This window comes from Vibrio sp. 10N.286.51.B11 (genome assembly GCF_041469245.1).
Classification (GTDB): Bacteria; Pseudomonadota; Gammaproteobacteria; order Enterobacterales; family Vibrionaceae; genus Vibrio; species Vibrio crassostreae_C.
Map to the genome: position 1 here is coordinate 19,794 of NZ_JBFRKI010000011.1, position 20,873 is coordinate 40,666.

The 20,873-nt window shown below is 47.0% G+C and carries 13 protein-coding genes; 3 read left to right on the forward strand and 10 right to left on the reverse strand.

Translation table 11 applies throughout. The annotated features are described in order from the left end of the window. Positions 1-327: 327 nt before the first annotated feature. The 4 genes from AB4154_RS06430 to AB4154_RS06445 form a co-directional block, all read right to left on the reverse strand. Positions 328-2,346 (reverse strand): methyl-accepting chemotaxis protein, encoded by a 2,019-nt coding sequence (locus AB4154_RS06430; protein WP_372122526.1) that lies wholly within the window; start codon positions 2,344-2,346, stop codon positions 328-330. Positions 2,347-2,545: 199 nt separating this feature from the next. Beyond that, entirely contained in the window at positions 2,546-3,886 is a 1,341-nt protein-coding gene (locus tag AB4154_RS06435; protein ID WP_102393058.1) for a carbohydrate porin, read from the reverse strand. A 373-nt stretch (positions 3,887-4,259) separates the two neighbouring features. Next, positions 4,260-6,320, reverse strand: coding sequence for a prolyl oligopeptidase family protein (locus tag AB4154_RS06440; protein ID WP_372122528.1), 2,061 nt, complete (start codon positions 6,318-6,320; stop codon positions 4,260-4,262). Positions 6,321-6,331: 11 nt separating this feature from the next. Then, positions 6,332-7,249, reverse strand: a complete 918-nt coding sequence (locus AB4154_RS06445) for a LysR family transcriptional regulator (RefSeq protein WP_017068571.1) — start codon at positions 7,247-7,249, stop codon at positions 6,332-6,334. Between the two features lie 234 nt (positions 7,250-7,483). Here AB4154_RS06445 and AB4154_RS06450 point away from each other — a divergent pair, with 234 nt between their 5' ends. The 3 genes from AB4154_RS06450 to AB4154_RS06460 all read left to right on the forward strand — a co-directional run bounded on the left by AB4154_RS06450 (position 7,484) and on the right by AB4154_RS06460 (position 13,792). Next, the gene (locus tag AB4154_RS06450; protein WP_372122529.1) at positions 7,484-9,178 is read left to right on the forward strand and encodes an L-lactate permease; all 1,695 of its coding nucleotides are present in this window, start codon (positions 7,484-7,486) and stop codon (positions 9,176-9,178) included. Positions 9,179-9,379: 201 nt separating this feature from the next. Continuing rightward, positions 9,380-10,519: an FMN-dependent L-lactate dehydrogenase LldD gene (gene lldD, locus AB4154_RS06455; protein WP_372122531.1), complete on the forward strand. Its 1,140-nt coding sequence runs from the start codon at positions 9,380-9,382 to the stop codon at positions 10,517-10,519. A 417-nt stretch (positions 10,520-10,936) separates the two neighbouring features. Continuing rightward, on the forward strand, positions 10,937-13,792 hold the full coding sequence (locus AB4154_RS06460) for an FAD-binding and (Fe-S)-binding domain-containing protein (RefSeq protein WP_372122586.1): 2,856 nt from the start codon (positions 10,937-10,939) through the stop codon (positions 13,790-13,792). 121 nt (positions 13,793-13,913) lie between these two features. Here AB4154_RS06460 and AB4154_RS06465 read toward each other — a convergent pair whose 3' ends face one another. The 6 genes from AB4154_RS06465 to AB4154_RS06490 form a co-directional block, all read right to left on the reverse strand. Then, positions 13,914-14,156: a hypothetical protein gene (locus tag AB4154_RS06465; RefSeq protein WP_017061558.1), complete on the reverse strand. Its 243-nt coding sequence runs from the start codon at positions 14,154-14,156 to the stop codon at positions 13,914-13,916. 152 nt (positions 14,157-14,308) lie between these two features. Further along, positions 14,309-16,045 (reverse strand): ABC transporter permease subunit, encoded by a 1,737-nt coding sequence (locus AB4154_RS06470; protein WP_372122533.1) that lies wholly within the window; start codon positions 16,043-16,045, stop codon positions 14,309-14,311. Between the two features lie 4 nt (positions 16,046-16,049). Further along, entirely contained in the window at positions 16,050-17,579 is a 1,530-nt protein-coding gene (locus AB4154_RS06475; RefSeq protein WP_372122535.1) for an ABC transporter substrate-binding protein, read from the reverse strand. A gap of 48 nt (positions 17,580-17,627) precedes the next feature. Beyond that, on the reverse strand, positions 17,628-18,479 hold the full coding sequence (locus AB4154_RS06480) for an ABC transporter ATP-binding protein (protein ID WP_017065049.1): 852 nt from the start codon (positions 18,477-18,479) through the stop codon (positions 17,628-17,630). Beyond that, positions 18,476-19,234 carry an ATP-binding cassette domain-containing protein gene (locus AB4154_RS06485; protein WP_102321379.1) on the reverse strand — a complete coding sequence of 253 codons (759 nt, stop codon included), beginning with the start codon at positions 19,232-19,234 and terminating at the stop codon, positions 18,476-18,478. The genes AB4154_RS06480 and AB4154_RS06485 overlap by 4 nt, the downstream gene beginning before the upstream one ends. Positions 19,235-19,468: 234 nt before the next feature. Beyond that, complete coding sequence (locus tag AB4154_RS06490; RefSeq protein WP_102321380.1) at positions 19,469-20,806, reverse strand: MATE family efflux transporter; 1,338 nt, start codon at positions 20,804-20,806, stop codon at positions 19,469-19,471. Positions 20,807-20,873: the final 67 nt, after the last annotated feature.

The following is a 20,873-nucleotide window of genomic DNA, read 5'->3' on the forward strand; positions in this document are numbered from 1 at the left end:
ATCTTGAAAGCGCTTACAGATTCACTTCACACCATGAAACTGTTTCATGAGATTCTTGCTCACCTTATCAAAACAGCACTCGGTTACTTGCTCCCAAAGTGCTAACAAGCATGCATAAACTCCGTTTTCAAAAAGCACGATTCGGTGATGAACCTGCAACAGGCGGTAATATACAGAGCAAAATTGACCCTATTATTTCAGTGGCTATGCGAAATTGTATGGGAACATTTCATAGGCACTTCTAATTCTCTTTCCAGAACCCGAAACTTGAAACAACAACGCCCAGCAAAGGCTGGGCGTGAAACATTGAAAAACTTAGAGTCGCCTTTAAACCTCGTTTTCTGATTGCTCCGCGAGCTTAAACTCTTGAGTTAGTGAGAACTGCTGCTGCGACATGGTTTCAAGCTGTTGACCATGAGAAAACAAAACCTGAGATCGTTGTGAGTTATCTTCAGCCAAGATGTGTATCTGGCTGATATTTTGAGTGACTTGAGAGGCAACCACTTGATGCTCTGTCGTCGCGGTCGCAATTTGATGACTTCTTTGCTCTACTTCGTTGAGAAGATCAGACACCGTCGATATCGAGTGATTCACTTCGCCCGTTTGCTCAACACATTGAACCATCCCCACCACACATTGATTGATTTGTTCAACCGCCAGTTTAGAGCTAGTTTGCAACTGCTCGATCTTGTTGTGTATCTCTTGCGTCGAGGCATTGGTTTTCGCTGCTAACACTCGAACCTCATCCGCAACCACAGAGAAACCACGCCCTTGCTCTCCAGCTCGCGCCGCTTCTATTGCCGCATTCAACGCCAGTAGATTAGTTTGCTCAGAGATCCCAGATATCACATCCAAAATGGAGCCAATGCTGGCACTTTCGCTTTCGAGCTGGCCAATGGTCGCTGTTGATTCTGCTAACTTACGCTCTAAACTGCCCATTAACTCGACGCTTTTATCCATGGTCTTCTGACCAGCACAGGAACTCGACACCGCTTCGGTTACAAGCGTTAGCGTTTGATTAGCGGCTTGAGTTATTTCGGTCACCGAGCACTCAATTTGTTCCATCGCTGTCGCTACCATCACCGTTTGATTGGTTTGTTCTTGCATCGCTTCACTCAGAGAACGACTGGTGCTTTGGTTCTCTAGGGACGCCTCTTTTAAGCACGTCGACGAATAACGCATGTTCTCAATCATTTGAGTCAGATGACTGATCACTAAGTTGACCTTGTCGCTCACTGAGCCGAACTCATTATTGGCTTGATACTGCACCATCGCGCTCAAGTCTTTTTTGGCGACTTGGTCTAGTGCACTTTGCAGTAATTTACTTGGCTTGCGAATCCCTTTAGCGATGTTCAGCCCGATTAGCAGCGCAATAATAACCGACCCAATAGCAATGATGGCCTGCATCAACAGTGCTTGATGAGAGAAGTCCATCGACTCGTGATATAAACGTTTAGCCGTGTCTTCCGCGTACATAGAAAGCTCATCAAAATGGCTTAACTGCACATCAATGAGCTGTTCGACCTCCACTCTTTGCAGAGCAAGGCTCTCATGTAGCTTCACGGTTTCCATATGCGTTGACACAGATCCTTGCGCTGAAAATACATGTGAAGCGAGCAGTGATAAAGACTGTTTACTGCGGCGTAGCAAAGATGAGTCCAGATTATCCAAGTCTGATACAGCTTGTTCGAATCGCTCTTTACGGCTTTGTAGGCGACGCTCAACACCACGAACCTCCGATGAAGTTTGCAGAGAGAAAGCTTCATTCGCTTCTGCTGCAATCAAACTCAACTGAACCAACAAGGCTTCTACCGCTTTTTGCGTGTTGCCCGAACTCGTACTCGCCAATTGATTAACCAAGGTGTTATTGAGTTGTCCTACCACAGATTGAAATTGTTCCTGATCCATCGAACCGAGATCTTTACTATCCAAATAAGAGACGTATAAGTTTAAGGACTGTTCTATCTTATTGATGGTGGCAACGCCCGCTTCTTCAATATTTTGGAGCATGGGTTCAAGTGGTGAGCCCGATTCAGCCTTGCCATCAAACCAATTTAACTGCTGCTGATATCGCTCGATATTACTCAAAACGGTTTGTTTCAGCGGTTCGAGCTCATCAATGTAGTTGGCGGATAAATAGGGAGTAGTGCTGCGATTAATATCCAAAAAACGGATGGTGAGCGTGGAGGATTGGAGCATTAAAGGAGTGGCTTGTTGAGTGATGGTTTCGATGTGTGAGGTTATGTTCTTGTTGCTGCTAATACTCAACCATGCGCTACCAAGCATGATCACGATCAGCGTGAAGAAACCTAAATAAACTCGAGACACGATGGAAGAAAGTCTCATCGTTATTCCTTGATCTAGTGGCGAAAAAAAGGGCACAAAAATGTGCCCAAGAATGGAGTTAATTGAAACGTGCCCTAATCAATCTGCCTTTAGGGCTAAAATGGACAGTATTACGTGCTCTTAACAAGCATAGATATTTGAAAGCATGGCTCCTTGAAAATATGCCGAATTCAAAGAGCAGCGCTTTCTATACCTGTGATTACCACCAAGCTTCAAACATTGCGCCGAACGACAATGTATCAACATTGGTTGTCTTCACTGTGTTGCCTTTCGTTTCTACATCACCCACGGTTGTGTAGAAGCGAAGCATTGGACGACTCCAAGGTAAGCCACCTAAAGATACGTTTTGAGACAAAGTGACTTTCCACGCGTTCTCTTCACCGTCATCATCGTAATCAACCATGCCGTAGCCAGCTTCTAACCATGTAGAGTGAACATCATCCCATTGGTACTGTGGACGAACGATACCCGCGTATTCAGTATTCTCACGATCTAAGTCTGAGCCAGAGTTGTCTTTGTAAGACACTAAGTAATCAATGATGAACTGTTCAGATGCAGCGTAGCTACCCTCAACACTTGCATAAAAAGTCTGGTAATCACCTTTAAGGTCATATACCGATGAATCGGCACCGTCACCGTACTTAACAACCAACTTGTTAGACTCACCCAAGCCTAATGTTGCACCTACTAGGTAGGCCGTTTCATCACTGACTTTTTGTCCTTGAGTCACGACAGGCTGCATTGAATCTGTCACTGGATCGTATACGTACTCAGTCGTCGTAGACGTATCCGCTTCGCTCGATGCAAAACCGTAGTTCGCGTAAAAATCCAGATTACCAATACCTGCGTCAATACTGTGTAGCTTCGCTGTCACGGCGTATCGGCCATTGTCATTTACGAGGCCGCCTTTCACTTGGCCAACAAAGCCCATATCTAGCTTAGCGCCGCCGAAATCTAGGTTGTTAAAGCCAGCGCCTTGACCATCGTGTGTCATCCAGAAGTAATCGTTCAAACCTTGTTGCGGACGTTGATGGAAGTCGCGACCAGCCCACATATAAAGTTCTGGTTGGCTTTCAAATACGTTAGTTACACCTGCGTACATTTTTTTCATACTCAGGCCGCCGTCGTCAGCCCAAGCGTCTGCTTCCCAGTGGTCAGCCATGAATACGATGTCCCAAATCGCACCATTGTCAGCTTGGAAAAGCTTAGCTAGCTGAACCTCACCACCATTAGCTTCGTTACCCAAACGACCGACAGAACGACCTGTTGTACCGATGTCTACGTAACGCTCATCACCGCTCTTGTAGTGAGCGCCGTAACGAGCATAACCAGAGAAGACGATGCCATCTGGCACCTTAGTTTCTGCTGTTAAAACTGCGGGTTGTTGATCATTAACATAATCAATATCCACAACCTTAGATTCTAACTCTTGGATTCGTTTTTCTAATGCTTCGATATTAGTATCAGCAGCAAAAGAAGAGAGTGAAGCAAGCGATGCCGCCACTGCGACCGTTATTGGCAAAAGCTTAAATTTTTGCATTGTATTTCCCTATTATTTTTTTGAGTTTTCATCGAACAGGGAAATATTAAGCAATGAAAGAGTTGAAAAGTTGGTCGCTGTTCACACTGATAAATCAGCTTAAATGCCATGAAACTTTTAGAAAATCCATGACGAAAACTACTGATTTTAGATCAACAGGTTATAGTGAAAAATGCGTAAAATATCAGCTTGAAATCGCTTTCATTTCATCAGTAATGGTGGCGGCTATCACGTAAAAGGGTGCCGAAAAGCAAAGAGAACGAGGTGTGAATTTGATTGGTTTTCATATATATGAAAAACCTCAAAATCTAAGGCAGATTTTGAGGCTTTTTGGTCTGAGTTAAATACCCAATTATCTAAAATCAAGTATTCGCTAAAATGAATCTAGGGACTCTATTCCCATATTGAACAGGGTAAATGCGTAGATATCAGCAGTGAGATCGATAGCTTTACTCAGCGGCATACCTGCCCCATGCCCTGCATTGACGTCAATACGGATCATCACGGGCGCGCCGCCTTCATGCTTATCTTGCAGCTCTGAGATGAATTTATAAGAATGAGCAGGTACCACACGATCATCGTGATCAGCGGTAGTAACCAATGTCGCAGGGTAATCCGTGCCTCGCACCACATTATGAACCGGAGAATAACCAAGCAGGTATTCAAACATCTCTCTGTTCTGCGCTGATGTACCGTAGTCGTACGCCCAGCCTTCACCAGACGTGAATGTGTGGTAACGCAACATGTCCAACACCCCAACCGCAGGCAAAGCCACTTGGAACAACTCAGGCCTTTGTGTCATGCAAGCGCCAACCAACAAGCCTCCATTAGAACCGCCGCGGATCGCTAACTTATCATTGCAGGTGTAGTTCTCTTCAATTAAGAACTCCGCAGCAGCAATGAAGTCATCAAATACATTCTGTTTTTGTTGTTGTGTACCGGCTTTGTGCCACGCCTTACCGTATTCGCCACCGCCACGTAAGTTAGGCACGGCATATACGCCACCCAGTTCTAACCAACTGCCCACCGTACCTGAGAAAGAAGGCGTCAGACTGACATTAAAGCCGCCATAAGCGTACAACATGGTTGGGTTACTACCGTCTAGTTTTAATCCCTTTTTGTAAGAGATAAGCATCGGAACCTGTGTACCATCTTTTGAGGTATAGAAGACCTGTTTAGACTCAAATTTATCCGATTCAAACGGAGACTCAGAGCGCTGATAGATTTCTGAACTGCCAGTTTCGACATCGAATGAGAAAATCGTTGGCGGCGTTACATAGTTGGTAAAGGTGTAATGAAGCTGGGTTTGCTCGTTTTTTCCACCTAAGCCGCTGGCCGTTCCGAGACCAGGTAAGTGGATTTCACGAACCAGATTGCCTTGGTAATCCAGCTGCTCAATCTTAGACACCACATCGACCATGTAGTGGGCAAACAAGTAACCACCACCCGTGCTGATATCTAACGGCTGTGGCTTTTCAGGAATGATATCGAGCCACTGTTGACTGCGAGTATCAAAGCTCACCACCTTGCCATTAGGCGCATCGAGATTGGTGTATAAAATAAAGACTTCATCTTGGTTATCGATGAGGTACGTATCGCTATCCACATGATCAATCAGCGTGTTCAGCGATTGTTCTAGTGAATTTAAATCGATATAGAACAGCCTGTTACCCGATGTCGACTCTCGCCCTAGAATGATCAAGTAACGGTCGTCTTCGGTGGTATAGCCTGATACATAGCGGTGCTGCTCAGCGTTGCTCTCACCAAAAACCACTTTGTCGCTAGCTTGCTCAGTACCCAACTCATGGAAGTAAAGTTTGTGCTGTTCGGTACGAGCAGAAAGTTCACTACCGTCAGGCTTATCGTAACTGGAGTAGTAAAAACCGCGATTGCCTAACCAAGAAATGCCAGTAAGTTTGGCGTCGGTAATTTCCGTTTCGAGCTGCTGCTTAGTCTCAGTTTCAATCACGAAGATCTTACGCCAGTCGCTACCACCCTCTGAAATACTGTACGCCACTAGGCTGTAATCTTTAGAAAACGACACCGCACCCAGTGATGTAGTGCCGTCTTCCGAGAAGGTATTCGGATCTAGGAAGACTTCAACCTGTTGCCCCTCTTTCTGACGATAGAGAATACTGTGGTTCTGCAGACCATCATTCTTATAGAAATAGGTATAATCACCTCGCACAAACGGCTGCGAGCTCTTTTTGTAGTCTTGTGCTTTTGCCAGTCGCTCTCTCAGTTCCGCGCGATACGGGATTTGAGCGAGGTAATCAAACGTGATTGCGTTTTGACTCGCCACCCACTTCGCGGTCTCGTCACTTCTGTCGTCTTCTAGCCAACGATATGGGTCTTCGATTATCTGACCAAAGTAGTCATCGCTGACGATCTGTTTATTGGTGATTGGATATGGATACTCTTTTAAATAGCTCATCGTGATCCTTATTAAAAATAGTGAGAAATCGTCAAGTAGCGCGTTCTGATATGTTCAATCAATAACTTAATCTTGTTTGGTGGCTGGCGAGTAAAAGGGTACACCGCATAAATTCCCAACTTTTTGCCTACCAAATCAGGGAAGATATCCACCAGCTGACCATTGCGAATGTCGTGATAAACCAGACAACGTGGTACGTACGCCACACCATGCCCACCCAGCGCCGCTTTTCTTAACGCGGTCGCATTGTCAGTCGAAAAAGAGCCCGCAACACGCACGATATATTTGTCATTGTCGGTACAGCCATCTTTACTATGCAGAAACTGCCATTCGCTAGCACCCGTTGTTTGATAGGCGTATTGCAAGCAATTGTGCTGCACTAAATCTTTAGGCAGCATCGGCTTACCGTTCTTAGCAATATAAGACGGCGAAGCGCACACCACCCATTGTGAATCCAATATATGACGAGCAATGAGGCTTGAATCTTCCAAGTAGCCGGTTCGAATCACCAAATCGAGACCATCCTCAACCAAGTCGACAAAGCGATTATTCAGAGACATATCGACCGTTAAACCTGGGTGCATATTACAAAACTCGGCAACAGCGTCTGCGAGAATCAAATCTCCGGAGATAGTAGGCACTGACATTTTGATATGACCACTAACATTTTCACCAAAGCCTGAAACTGCGTCCATAGCCTCTTGAGCTGCCTGCTTCACATTTTTGGCCCCGTGTAACATTGCCTTGCCCGCCTCAGTCAAGGTCAATTTACGCGTGGTTCGATATAATAATTGCACGCCAATCTCTTCCTCTAAACGCGCAATTCTTTTACTAACTACCGAATTTGTAAGGTTATTTTGCTCTGCCACCTTACTGAAGCTGCCTAGTTCTACCACCTGTGAAAACAGGATCAAATCGTCTGCTCGCATCTGATTATGCCAATTTTGGAATTAATTATTTTCATTATTTCCCTATATCAATAAAAAATAAAGGGGTAAATTCACGCCAAATTAACAAAACAATTACAAAAACAGTCATTCCAATTACAAGATTCGCCTAAAGAAGGTTCCCGTTTAGAGGCCAAAGCGATTCAAATAATGACAAACCATAACGTGATCTTTACTTCAAACATGAACGTTTGAAAACAGTACGAGGAAGTACCCATGAGTGAAACTCTACTAGCCCTATTGGCATTTTCACCAATAGTTGTTGCAGCGATTCTGCTGGTTGGCCTTAACTGGCCTGCAAAAAAAGCGATGCCTGTGGCATTTGCCTTAACCGTTGCTATCGCCCTACTTGCTTGGGACATGTCTGGCACTCGCGTGCTGGCTTCTGTATTCCAAGGTTTCGGCATTACCGTGTCGGTTCTCTGGATTGTGTTCGGCGCCATCTTCTTATTAAACACTTTGAAACACACCGGAGCTATCACCACCATCCGCAACGGATTCACTGATATATCCGCTGACCGTCGTGTTCAAGCAATCATCATTGCTTGGTGTTTCGGTTCATTCATTGAGGGCGCATCTGGCTTCGGCACACCCGCTGCAATCGCCGCTCCCTTACTCGTTGCAATCGGCTTCCCAGCATTAGCTGCGGTACTGATGGGCATGATGATTCAATCTACGCCGGTATCGTTTGGCGCGGTTGGTACACCTATCATTGTTGGCGTAAACAAAGGTTTGGATACGCACAACATCGGTGAAAGCCTGATTGCTCATGGCTCAACATGGGATGCTTACCTACAACAGATCACATCAAGTGTTGCGATCATCCACGCCTGCGTTGGTGTGATGATTCCTGTATTGATGGCGATGATGCTGACTCGCTTCTTCGGTAAGAACAAAAGCTGGACTGAAGGTTTAGATATCCTGCCGTTCGCACTGTTCGCAGGTGCCGCTTTCACCATTCCTTACGCACTAACGGGTGTTTTCCTAGGTGCTGAGTTCCCATCACTGATTGGTGGTTTGGTTGGCCTTGCGATTGTTGTAACAGCAGCAAAACGCGGCTTCCTAGTACCTAAATCAAAATGGGATTTTGAGAGCGAAGACAAGTGGCCTGCAGAATGGCTAGGTTCTCTGAAAATCGACCTTGACGACAACAATCAAGGCCATAAGAAGATGAGCATGGCGATGGCATGGGCACCATACGTGCTGCTAGCGGTGACCTTGGTTGCGAGCCGCGTGAGCCCTGAATTCAAAGGCCTACTGAAGAGCGTTAGCCTATCGTTCAGCAACATCCTTGGTGAAACCGGTGTGAGCACTGCGATTCAGCCTCTGTATCTACCGGGCGGTATCTTGGTCTTCGTCGCGCTGGTTGCTGTTCTCATGCAATCTCGCAGCGCAACGCCACTGGCTAAAGCCTTCGGTGAATCGAGCAAGACTCTGATTGGCGCAGGCTTTGTGTTGGTGTTCACCATCCCAATGGTTCGTATCTTCATTAACTCTGGTGTGAACGGCGCAGATTTAGCAAGTATGCCCGTAACCACGGCAAACTTCGCAGCTGACCTCGTTGGTAGCGCATTCCCAGCATTGAGTGCAACGGTTGGTGCGTTAGGTGCCTTCATTGCAGGTTCGAACACAGTTTCAAACATGATGTTCAGCCAGTTCCAATTCGAAGTAGCGCAGACTCTGACTATCTCTAGTGCGGTGGTTGTTGCTCTACAAGCCGTTGGTGCAGCAGCAGGTAACATGATTGCGATTCACAACGTGGTAGCGGCATCAGCAACTGTTGGCTTGCTAGGACGCGAAGGTGCAACCCTACGTAAGACAATCATTCCAACGTTCTACTACTTGGTGATGACAGGCATCATCGGCCTAGTGGTTATCTACGGATTCAAAATGACCGACGCACTTATGTAAACCATAAGTCGTTCAAAAGCACTTGGCGTTAATACTCAATTCCCCGACAGCGACACCGTCTAATAAGACAGTTGATGAGTTCCGGGATGGATACTAGAGCACATCAACACCCATGGGTATTAACGCCATTTTCCCGAATTAAAGCAGCCCAAACCAAGCTCTCAAAGAAGAGCAACATCCCAAGAATTTAGGACTGAAATTATGATCATATCCGCATCGACTGATTACCGCGCCGCAGCAAAAGCGAAATTACCACCGTTTCTTTTCCACTACATTGATGGTGGCTCTTACGGAGAACATACCCTACGTCGCAACACGGCTGACCTAGCTGAGATTGCGCTAAAACAACGCGTACTCAACGACATGTCGGACCTAAATTTGGAAACCGAACTATTTGGCGAGAAGCTAGCGATGCCAATCGCACTGGCGCCTGTTGGTTTAACGGGTATGTACGCAAGACGCGGTGAAGTACAAGCAGCAAAAGCCGCCGACAACAAAGGCATCCCTTTTACCATGTCGACCGTGTCGGTATGTCCGATTGAAGAAGTTGCACCTAAGATTGAACGCCCAATGTGGTTCCAACTTTACGTGTTAAAAGACCGTGGCTTCATGAAGAACGTTCTTGAACGCGCTAAAGCCGCTGGCGTCACAACACTGGTCTTCACCGTGGATATGCCCGTACCCGGCGCTCGCTACCGTGACATGCACTCAGGAATGAGTGGTCCAAATGCAGCAGTACGCCGCATATTCCAATCTATGCGTCATCCTAGCTGGGCAGTTGATGTCGGCTTACTGGGTAAACCACACGACCTAGGCAACATCTCTACTTATCGTGGTTCTCCTACCAAGCTGGAAGACTACATCGGTTGGTTAGGTGATAACTTCGACCCGTCGATTTCATGGAAAGATCTAGAGTGGATTCGTGATTTCTGGGACGGTCCAATGGTCATCAAGGGCATTCTTGATGAAGAAGATGCAAAAGACGCCGTGAGATTTGGCGCAGACGGCATTGTGGTTTCAAACCACGGCGGCCGCCAGCTTGACGGCGTTCTATCAAGTGCCAAAGCGCTGCCTTCGATTGCTGATGCAGTTAAAGGCGACACCAAAATTCTGGTCGACTCTGGCATTCGTACTGGCTTGGATGTGGTTCGAATGATGGCATTGGGCGCAGACTGCACCTTGCTTGGCCGTTCTTTCGTTTACGCATTAGCAGCGCAAGGACAAGCCGGCGTTGAGAATCTACTCGACCTTTACGACAAAGAGATGCGCGTTGCGATGACATTAACAGGCGCGAGGACAATCAAAGACTTAACTCGTGAATCTTTGGTGGGGTTAGATTAAATCTCCACGATTCAGACTCATGCTTTGGTCTACTTAGGCTGAAGTTCAATCGGTGTCACAGCAATTCCACTACCGTTGTGACACCGTTTAAGCACTGGAAAATAAAATAAAAAGCTAGGGCGTGTTGATCTTTCGAGCTGATTTTTGCAGCGAGTTGCTGGGTATTTATACAAGGCAGAGGCGTCGATGTGTAGCTAGCCTACATGAGAAGCCGATAACGTAGTAGAAATGGTCAGCAAACGCTGCCCGAAGGGTTCGGCTAAAAGCGTTTTACTCTTTGTTGAGGGGGATTTGCTTAGAGTGACTAGGCTACTTCCCCTTCGCCGCGATTAAAACGCTTTTATCTCGAACAAAATTTAACCGCGAAAGTTCAACACGCCCTGATCAGTGCCAAATAAGAAGCACAAGGAAGCAATGATGGAGACAAACACATCCCATGAGCGAGTAGTAGATGCCAAAGCTTATCAGCAGCTTGAAGCAATACTGGCTCAAAAAATAGAAACGGAACGCATTGTCACTCAAGAGGCAAAGCGCTTGGCTTACGGCACCGATGCGAGTTTTTATCGCTTGGTGCCGAAAATGGTTCTAAGGCTCAAAAACTTAGAAGAAGTCATATTCACCATTCAAAGCTGTCGCGAGCTGGGCATTCATTTTACCTTTCGCGCCGCGGGCACTAGCCTTTCAGGGCAAGCCGTTTCAGACTCGGTACTCATCACTCTAACCGACGACTGGCGAGGCCACGAGATTGTCGATAACGGCAATCAGATCATTCTTCAGCCCGGTGTGATTGGCGCAGATGCCAACAAATACCTTGCCCCTTTCCAACGTAAAATCGGCCCAGATCCAGCTTCAATCAATACTTGTAAAATCGGTGGTATAGCGGCGAATAACGCCAGTGGCATGTGTTGTGGTACTGCGCAAAACTCTTATCGCACCGTCGAGAGCATGAAAATCGTATTGAGTGATGGTTCCCTACTTGATACAGCAGATAACGCCAGCGTCGAGGCGTTCAAGCAATCACACAAAGCGCTATTTGAAGGCATTGTTGATTTACACAGACAGACTAGCTCGAATCAAGAACTGGCAGACAGAATCCGCCACAAGTACCGCCTCAAAAATACCACTGGCTACGCGCTTAATGCATTGGTCGATTACCACGACCCAATTGAGATCATCAAACACCTGATGATTGGCTCAGAAGGCACGCTAGGCTTCATCGCAGAGATCACCTACAACACGGTTATCGAACACCCAAACAAAGCTTCGGCCCTGTTGGTGTTTGCCGACATCGAGCAAGCAAGTAAAGCCGTAACTACATTATCCAAAACTCCGGTTGCAGCCGTTGAGTTGATGGACGGCAGGGCGCTACGTTCTGTCGCGGATAAACCGGGTATGCCTGCGTTTATGCCAAACCTAGATTTAGAAGCGGCGGCTATTTTGGTGGAATCACACGCCAGCTCCCAGCAGGACTTAGATTTACAATGTAAATCAATTTTGGATGCATTGGCTGATTACACGATTGTTGAATCGGTCCCTTTTACGTCCGATCCAAAGACTGTTGCAACCCTGTGGGGCATTCGAAAAGGCATGTTCCCAGCAGTTGGGGCCGTTCGTGAAGTTGGCACAACCGTTATCATCGAAGACGTGGCTTTCCCTGTTGAAAACCTGGCTAACGGTATTCGAGAGCTGCAAGAGTTGTTCGATAAATACGACTACAGCGAAGCGATCATTTTCGGCCATGCACTCGAAGGCAACCTTCATTTTGTGTTTACCCAAGGCTTCGACAGCCAAGAAGAGATCGACCGTTACGGCGGTTTCATGGATGACGTTGCCGAGCTAGTTGCAGTGAAGTATCAAGGTTCACTGAAAGCGGAACACGGCACGGGCCGAAACATGGCACCTTATGTGGAATTGGAATGGGGCAAAGATGGCTATGCCTTGATGCAACAGATCAAAGCGCTGTTTGACCCAGAAAGGCTGCTTAACCCCGGCGTTATCATCAACGACAATCCAAACTCCCACATCACAGACCTGAAGCCGATGCCTGCTGCCGATGATCTAGTCGACCGCTGTATTGAGTGTGGCTTCTGTGAACCTGTTTGCCCTTCTCGCACGCTGACTTTATCACCTCGCCAACGTATTGTTTTATATCGCGAGCTACAACGCCGCCGAGCAGCAGGCGAAGAGACAGAAGCCAGCGAGCTAGAGAAGACTTTTGAATACCAAGGCATTGATACTTGCGCTGCAACAGGCCTATGTGCGGAGCGTTGCCCCGTGGGCATCAACACTGGCGATTTAGTGAAGAAGCTTCGTATCGCCAAATATGAGAAGTTCACACCAATTGCTAAGTGGACAGCGGAGCACTTCTCGACCACCACCAAGCTGACCAAGGCTGGCCTCAAAACTAATCAAGTTGCGAATAAGGTTCTAGGCGCAAATACAGTTGGTAAGCTCACCAATGGCTTGCGCTCAATAACCAAAGGCGCGACACCAGTTTGGATGCCAGAGATGCCGCAATCCAATAGTCACTCGCTTGCCTCATCACCCGTGACGGCAGAATCTTCAAGCAATCATAAGAAGGTGGTTTACCTCCCTTCCTGTGCAAGTCGAACCATGGGGCAACAAAGCGATGCGGGCGACCAACGTCCTCTAACTGAAGTGACCATGTCTTTGCTCAACAAAGCGGGATTTGAGGTGATTCTTCCGAAGAAGCTAGATGACCAATGCTGTGGTATGCCTTACGACAGCAAAGGAATGACCGACTTAGCACAGTCGAAGGCTCAGCAGTTGGAAGAAGTGCTATGGCAAGCCAGTCGTCAGGGTGAATACCCAATATTGATGGATACCAGCCCATGTGCTAAACGCAGTATTGAACAGTTCACCAAGCCATTAGAGGTGTTAGAGCCAACAGGGTTTGTGAATCAATATTTGCTTGAACATCTGACGCTTGAGCCGCTACAAGAAACCGTGATGCTGCATGTCACGTGTAGCTCTCGTCGAATGGGCTTAGAAGGCGCGATGTTAAACCTTGCTAAAGCGTGTACCGAAGAGGTGATTGTTCCAGAGCATATTCAATGTTGTGGTTGGGCAGGTGACAAAGGCTTCACTACACCAGAGCTGAATGAGGCGGCGGTACACCCACTCAAGGAACAAGTGCCGAGCAACTGCACTCGTGGCTTTAGTAACAGCCGAACCTGTGAGATCGGTTTATCACACCACAGTGGCATTCCGTATCAATCAATCTTGTACTTGGTGGACGAAGTGGCGCAGTAGATCCACTCATACTGCGAGCAACGTGCTCTAGCTTAAAACGAAAAATGGCAGCCCAATCAGGCTGCCATTTGTTTATTCGATTTAAAACGTATTACCGAGCTAGATATTGCTGAGCTAGCGGCTACTGAGCTAAGCGCACCAACTCTTCTGGCGAGTAGTGTTCTGCTTCTGCGCCTTTGGCGATTAAGTCGATCACTTGGAACTCGTTCATGTCACCAAACTCTTTGGTTAAGTAATCACGGAACGCTTTCTCGTTCGGCCATTTGCCTCGCACGATATAGCCATCTTCCTTATCGAAATCTTCCGTCTCAAAGAAAGAAAAGTCGGTCATACCAATATTGTGGCAATACAAAACGAGATACATGTTGAATCCTTTACACTTAACTAGGGCCTGTTTAACTTTCGAGCCGATCAAAAAGCGTCTCTAAAAAGCAGGGCTAAGGTTACAACATAAATGCTAAATCGAATACCCAATCGGATCGTTAATTTAGAAACCTCAGCGACCGGATCTTTACGTTAGTCATCAAACATCAAGTTAATGGCTGCACCCAACAAGATCAGCCCAACAATTGGCCCCATGACTGCTAATGGCGCGCGCTCAATGTATGGAAGGTTCTCTGCGATCATCAAACCCCATTCAGGTGTTGGTGGCTTTGCCCCTAATCCGATGAAGCTCAGCGAGGTCAGACTTAGAGTGATAACCGGTAGCCTCAACATCGCGTGTCTTAACAACGGTGGCAACACATACGGAAGCAAGTAGAAACGGAAGATTCTAAGCTTACTGGTGCCCCATAGTGGCGCGAGGTGTGTATAAGGTTGAGCCTTGGCTTCTACGATCAAGCTTGAGCAGTGTGCAGCTAGCGGCGCCCACGACACCAATACAATCGCGATTAATGCGCTGTTCGGATTCATCCCCGTTAAGCCTGCAACAAGCAAGCCTGCAATGATGTATGGGATACCCTTAGTGATCTCGATAAGGCCTTGGCTAAAGCGGGTGTTGAAACCCATGATGATGCCCGTCACCAAGCTCAAGAACGTTGCCAATATGCCGGCTTGGAAGGTCGCAATCATACCAGAACCAATTCTCGCCAGTAGGTCTCGACCAATGCCATCTGCGCCCAAAGGTGCTTGCCAACTCGGTGATGCCAAGCGTGCGAATTGGCTAGTGTATGGGTCTCGGAATGCAGCCCATACAACGATAGCAATTAGGAAAGAGAAGATCGCAAAAGCAGTGACACGCTTTGCGCGGTTCTGGGTAAAACGAAACGAAGAGTGGCTACTGATGAGCTTGCCGCTTTTCAGGCTGTGGCCAAGAATCAATTGCTGAACAAACAAGCTCATGCTGCTCACGGCAATTGAAAATAGCAGCAACACCAATAAGCCACCTTGCAGCGTTGGTAAGTCTTGCGCCTTGGCTGCACCAAGAATCATGCGCCCGATACCCGGAATCGAAAAGATAAGCTCAACCGCGACTGCGCCACCAGTTAAGCCAATCACGATCATCGCGATTTGCGGGATCAGACTGCTCAGCGCTCTTTTCAGCGCAAAGCGAATAATTTGATTGGAATGAACGTTGGCACTGAGCCAAGTGATCACCCAAGGTTCATTGAGAACGCGTTGTAAACTGTCTCTGAGTAGGCGACTAAACAGGCCACTGGCAGGCAATGCAAGCGCTAAGCTCGGTAGCCAGATGCCTTGCCAACCTTGCCAACCATACGGCGGCAGCCAACCTAACCAGATAGAGAACACCAGTATTAATACCGAGGCCACTACGTACTCTGGCAACGATATTAATACCGTACTTAAACTGCTGTAGCTCTGCCCCAGCTTGCCCTTCTTCCAACTGCGTAAGGTGGCAAGCAGGCCTGCACCACACAGTACGAAAGTCATCACCAGTGCGCTAGACATCAAAAACAGAGATGTAGACGCTGTTTTTTGAATACCTAGTGCAACCGAAGAACCATCAATCCATGATTCACCTAGATCACCTGAAAAAGCACTTCCTACCCAGTCGAGCAGGCGCTCAATGGCTGAACGGTCAAGCTGAAGATCAGCGCGTACCGCCGCTAAAGCTTCAGGCGTAAGCAGGTGTTGTTGCCCCGCCCTAGCCCGCAGAATAGATTGGCTTGGATCGATGCCTGCAATGTCAGGCATCAAACCAACAAGAATCACCACCACAATCAGTGAGGCGATTCTTGATAGCCAAGGCGTCAAGATAAATAGAGTTCGACGCAGAGTCTCAGCAGATAACATTTATTTAGTTAGCCTGTGTTGCCGGGTTAACTTGTGTCGCTTTTTTGACCTGTGTAGTTTGGTCAACCAAGCGACGTTCACTTGGGTCACGAACGACATTGCTTACACGCTCACTTTCACCTTGAATCACACGTTCGTGAAGCAGCGGGATAGCCGCGAAATCGTTAAGGATTTTTTGTTCAGCTTCGATGATCGCTTGGTGACGCAGCGCACCTAGCGGTTGTAGGTCAGCGTGATTCAGTGCTTTATCTACCTCTTGAGAACAGAACTGGCCAAGGTTGAATGAACCCTTACAACCAAAGTCGCTCATCATGTAAGCCACTGGGTCACCCGAATCTAGAACCGTTGCACGAGAAAGGATAAACGCGTCAAACTTACCAGATAGCGCATCGTTCTCGATCTGAGCATATTCACGAATATCCAGCTCAACCTTGAAACCAGCCGCTTCAAGTTGTTGCTTCAGTAGCGCTGCCACTTCTGGAAGCTCTGCACGGTCGGTAAAGGTACCAATAACAATGCTTTCGCCGTTCGCTTTTAGCGTTTTGTCAACTGCCTGACCTTCAGGTCGAATTGGTTCAGCCCAAGCAAGTGCAGGACCTAATAGACCTTGTGCAATATCCGCGTGGTTCTCATAAACGGTATTCACGATTTGCTCTCGGTCCACCGCAGCCGCCGCAACCTTACGCAAGTTAATATCGCTGAATACGCCTGACTTGTTGTTTAGGTAAAGCGTATTGGTACGAGGCATCGCCACTTCATAAAGTAGGTTCGGATCAATGGTCGCGATTTGTGAAACGGGTACCGCTTCAACGACGTCAGCCGTGCCTGTTCTTAGAGCTGCAGCACGAGCAAAACCGTTAGGAACGTATTCTGCAATCACAGATTCAACCTGTGCTTTTTGACCCCAGTAGCCATCGAAACGTTTTAGCTTCGCGCTGGTTGTACCGTTAATTTCAGTCAACTCAAACGGGCCCGTACCTGCACCCATTGGGCTAACACGGCCATCTTCTTGGTAAGCACTTGCTGCAAGAATCGCTAATTGAGGGCTTGATAAACGGCTTGGTAGAAGAGGGTCATCAAAGCTGGTTTTAATCTCTACACGGTAGTTGTCCATCGCTTTCACTTCTAGCTCTACGCCATCTAGGATGCGCGGCTTAGGTGCTGCTTCAAGCGCTTTTTGTAGAGAGTTCACTACAGAGTTTGCCGTTAATGTCGAACCGTCATGGAATTTAACGCCTTGGCGAATCGTGAACTGCCAAGTCAGAGGATCAAGATGTTTCCAATCCGTTGCTAGCATAGGTTCTGCTTCTGAGGTTGGGCTCAGGTTAACCAGAGTTTCTGCTGTGCTCCAACGAGATAACTTAAAAGCGTCATCAGAAAGTGGCGATAGGCCCGTTCTTGGTGGTTGCATCATCGCAACTCGGATTTCAGATTTTACTGCGGCATCGCTAGACCCTGGTTGAGAGTCAAAACAGCCCGTCAAAGGCAGAGCCAACGCAAGCGTGCAAGCCAGTTTGATTGAATTAAAACGCATAATTATTTTTTCTCTGTAGCTGTATTTTTTTAATAAATAAGGGTGTGTTTAACAAGTAGATTTCGAAAGAGGCTGAGACTCGATCAGCATCTGAGTCGCAGGATGAGCAGGTTTACTCATCACTTGATCGGTCGGTCCGTGCTCCACCATTTCACCATGGTCGAGTACCAGTATTTCTTCACAAAGGGCTTTTGCGGCACCTAAATCGTGAGTAACCAAAATAAGGCGCATATCGCGCTTCTTTTTTAATGAATTAACCAAGTCCAACAACCTTTGGCGATTCACTGGGTCAAGGCTGGCAGTAGGTTCATCGGCCACCAGCACTGCGGGTCTAACGACAAGAGCCCGAGCAATAGCCACACGTTGAGCTTGACCTGTAGAAAGCTGATTAGGTTTCAGTAAGAGCAAACTGGCAGGCAATCCAACGTCTGAAAGCGCCTCTTCAATGATGGCTTCATGATTACCCGAAACATCTAAGTTACTTAGAGGTTCGGCTAAGATCTGTCGAACGGTATAGTAAGGGTTGAGGCTAGTGTGGGGCTCTTGAGGCACCAATTGAATCAAGCGACACACCGTTGCTTGCGCTTTGCTATCGCGAATTGGGAGCGAATAACCGAACAAGTTTATTTGACCAACGGTTGGCGCTTTAAGGCCAAATAGCAGTTCAATTAACGTTGATTTACCGGCACCAGAACGCCCAACAATTGCTAGGCTTTTGTCTTCAACATTAAGGTCTATGTTCTGTAGCGCTTTGAACGCTTTACCACCCAACCAACTTGGTACGGAGTAGTAGTGAACACTCACATTGTCGAACTTAATCTCTATCGGTGTTTGTGTTTCTGAATCAGTCACTGGCATTAATGGCGAGGCTTCTGAGTTTAGTGATAAGGTCGAGCTCATTCGATTAAGTCTCTCAATGAACAGCAGAAAGCGTGAGAGCTCGACTCAAGTGCATGTTTCGGTGCACCGTAAGCCACCACACCACCATCATCGATGACTAACAGCTTGTCACATGCCAACGCGCTATGCAGGTCATGGGTGATGAGTAAACCACCAATTTGACGCTGTTTAACATTGTGTCGAATCAGCTTAAGTATCTCTTGCTCTGTCACCGGATCTAACGCACTGGTTGGTTCATCGGCGATGATAATATCGGCGTTACTCAGCAAGCCAATCGCAATACACACACGTTGGCGTTGCCCACCCGAAATTTGGCTCGGGTACAACGGCAAGATGGTTTCTGGATTAGGAAAACCAAGTTGATTCAGCAACTCGGTAATTTGAATTTTTTCTTTTGATTTAAGCTTAGTGCGAGTTCCCGTCAAGGCAAGGCAGAGTTGACCTTCTATTGAAACCAGAGGGTTCAAAGCTTGAAGCGCATCTTGGAAGATAACTGCGGGGCGCTGTGTGGCAGTTCTTTGCAACATAGGCAAACCACATACCGCTTCACCAGACAGAGAAATATGACCTTCAACCTCGACCGTTTCTGGCAGAAAACCCGCAATCGCACGTGAAAGCATCGACTTACCAATGCCTGACGGTCCCATGATCGCCAACAGCTCACCTCGATAAACATCGAAGTGGATATCTTGGAAAAGGGTTCTCGAAGAGGTTTTGATCGTTAGGTGGTCAACAGACAAAAGTGGGGTGTTCACGCAGATACTCACATATAGATGTTATAACATAACAACTCTATCATTTAGCCGACATGATGAAAAGAGAACATTGAACTGCATCGCACTTTATTTGCTGTTTGATTGACCAATTTTCATTAGGGCGTGTTGACCCTTCGAGGTGATTTTTACCGATACAAAAAAGCACTCACTAAATTTATCGTGTAAAAATAGTAAAGCGCTTTCATAAAATATTACAGGTGGTGATTAGGTTACTTAGTTAATGGCACCATGAGCGGTATCTTCGACTGGGTAACACTTCTGCTTAACTTGTGCGATGAACGGATACAGGAACGCAATACGCCCAAGATAGAACAGAGTAAACGCCAACCACAAACCATGATTACCCCAAATATCGACGGTGAATGCCTGTACCGCTAAGAATACCAACAAAGTCACGATGCTTGAGTCTCTAACCGGACGCGTGGTTCCCGTTCCGGTAAAGATGCCGTAAACCGTTAAGCCAAAGCCAGCCACTAGCGGGAACACAATCAGCCACGGGGCCATCTCTTGGTACAGCGTGACCAGCGCTGGAATATCGGTAAACAAGAAAACAATCATGTCTTTGAATATCAGGGTTAAAAGCGTCAGCGCAGCAATGAAACCTGCCGTCCATTGGAAGTTAAGCCTTAATACTCGATCCAACATTGAAGGATTCTTCTGTCCCACCGCTTTACCCGCAAATACACTTGATGCGTTGGCAATGCCGTCAAACATGTAACTGACTATGAAAGTCACCTGCATCAAGATCGCGTTAGCCGCTAGAACATCGGTACCCAGTTTAGAGCCAGTACGCGCCATCATGTTGAAGAACACCAAGATACAAATGGTGCGAAGCAATAGATCAGTATTCGAAGAGATGATTGTCGATAGGTCTTTCTTGGTCATCTTCGAGCCTTGCAGGAACTCAGAGACCGAAATATTGCTGGTCTTCATCACCAAGGTCACACCAATCGCAAAGGTGGTAACTTGTGCAATCAAACTTGCGTAAGCCACACCTGCGACACCCAAATCGAAATAAAGTACAAACACCGCATCCAAGACAATGTTCAACACATTACCAAACACTTGTGTATAAAGAACGTCTTTGGCTTTCGCCTGTCCCATTAACCAACCAATAATGGTGTAGTTAAGCAACACGAAAGGCGCGCCATAAATCAAAATACTGAAGTAGATATGCGCGTGCTCGGCTACATTGGCTTCAGGCTCTATCACCCACATTGCGCCTTGCCAGATGAGTGGTTGTATCAAGATAAAGATCAAACCCACTAAACCAGACAGCACAAACGGACGCATCAAGCTACCCGCCAAATCAGTGCGGTTTCCCTTACCCAGTGCCATCGCACTTTGGCCCGTGGTACTGACACGGAAAAAACCAAACAACCAATACATGGTGTTCATAATGATGGTGCCGATCGCTACGCCACCAATCAATTCAGCAATACCAAGTTGGCCAATAACAGCGGTATCCACAGCACCTAACAGAGGTTGTGTCACCGTTGAGATGATGAAAGGGAAAGCGATTTTCAGATAATCTTTGTGGGTAATGGTCATATTCTATCGAGTGATATTAAGAACTATTTGCAATTAGAACGAAATGCTATCGTTTAATCCGTACGTT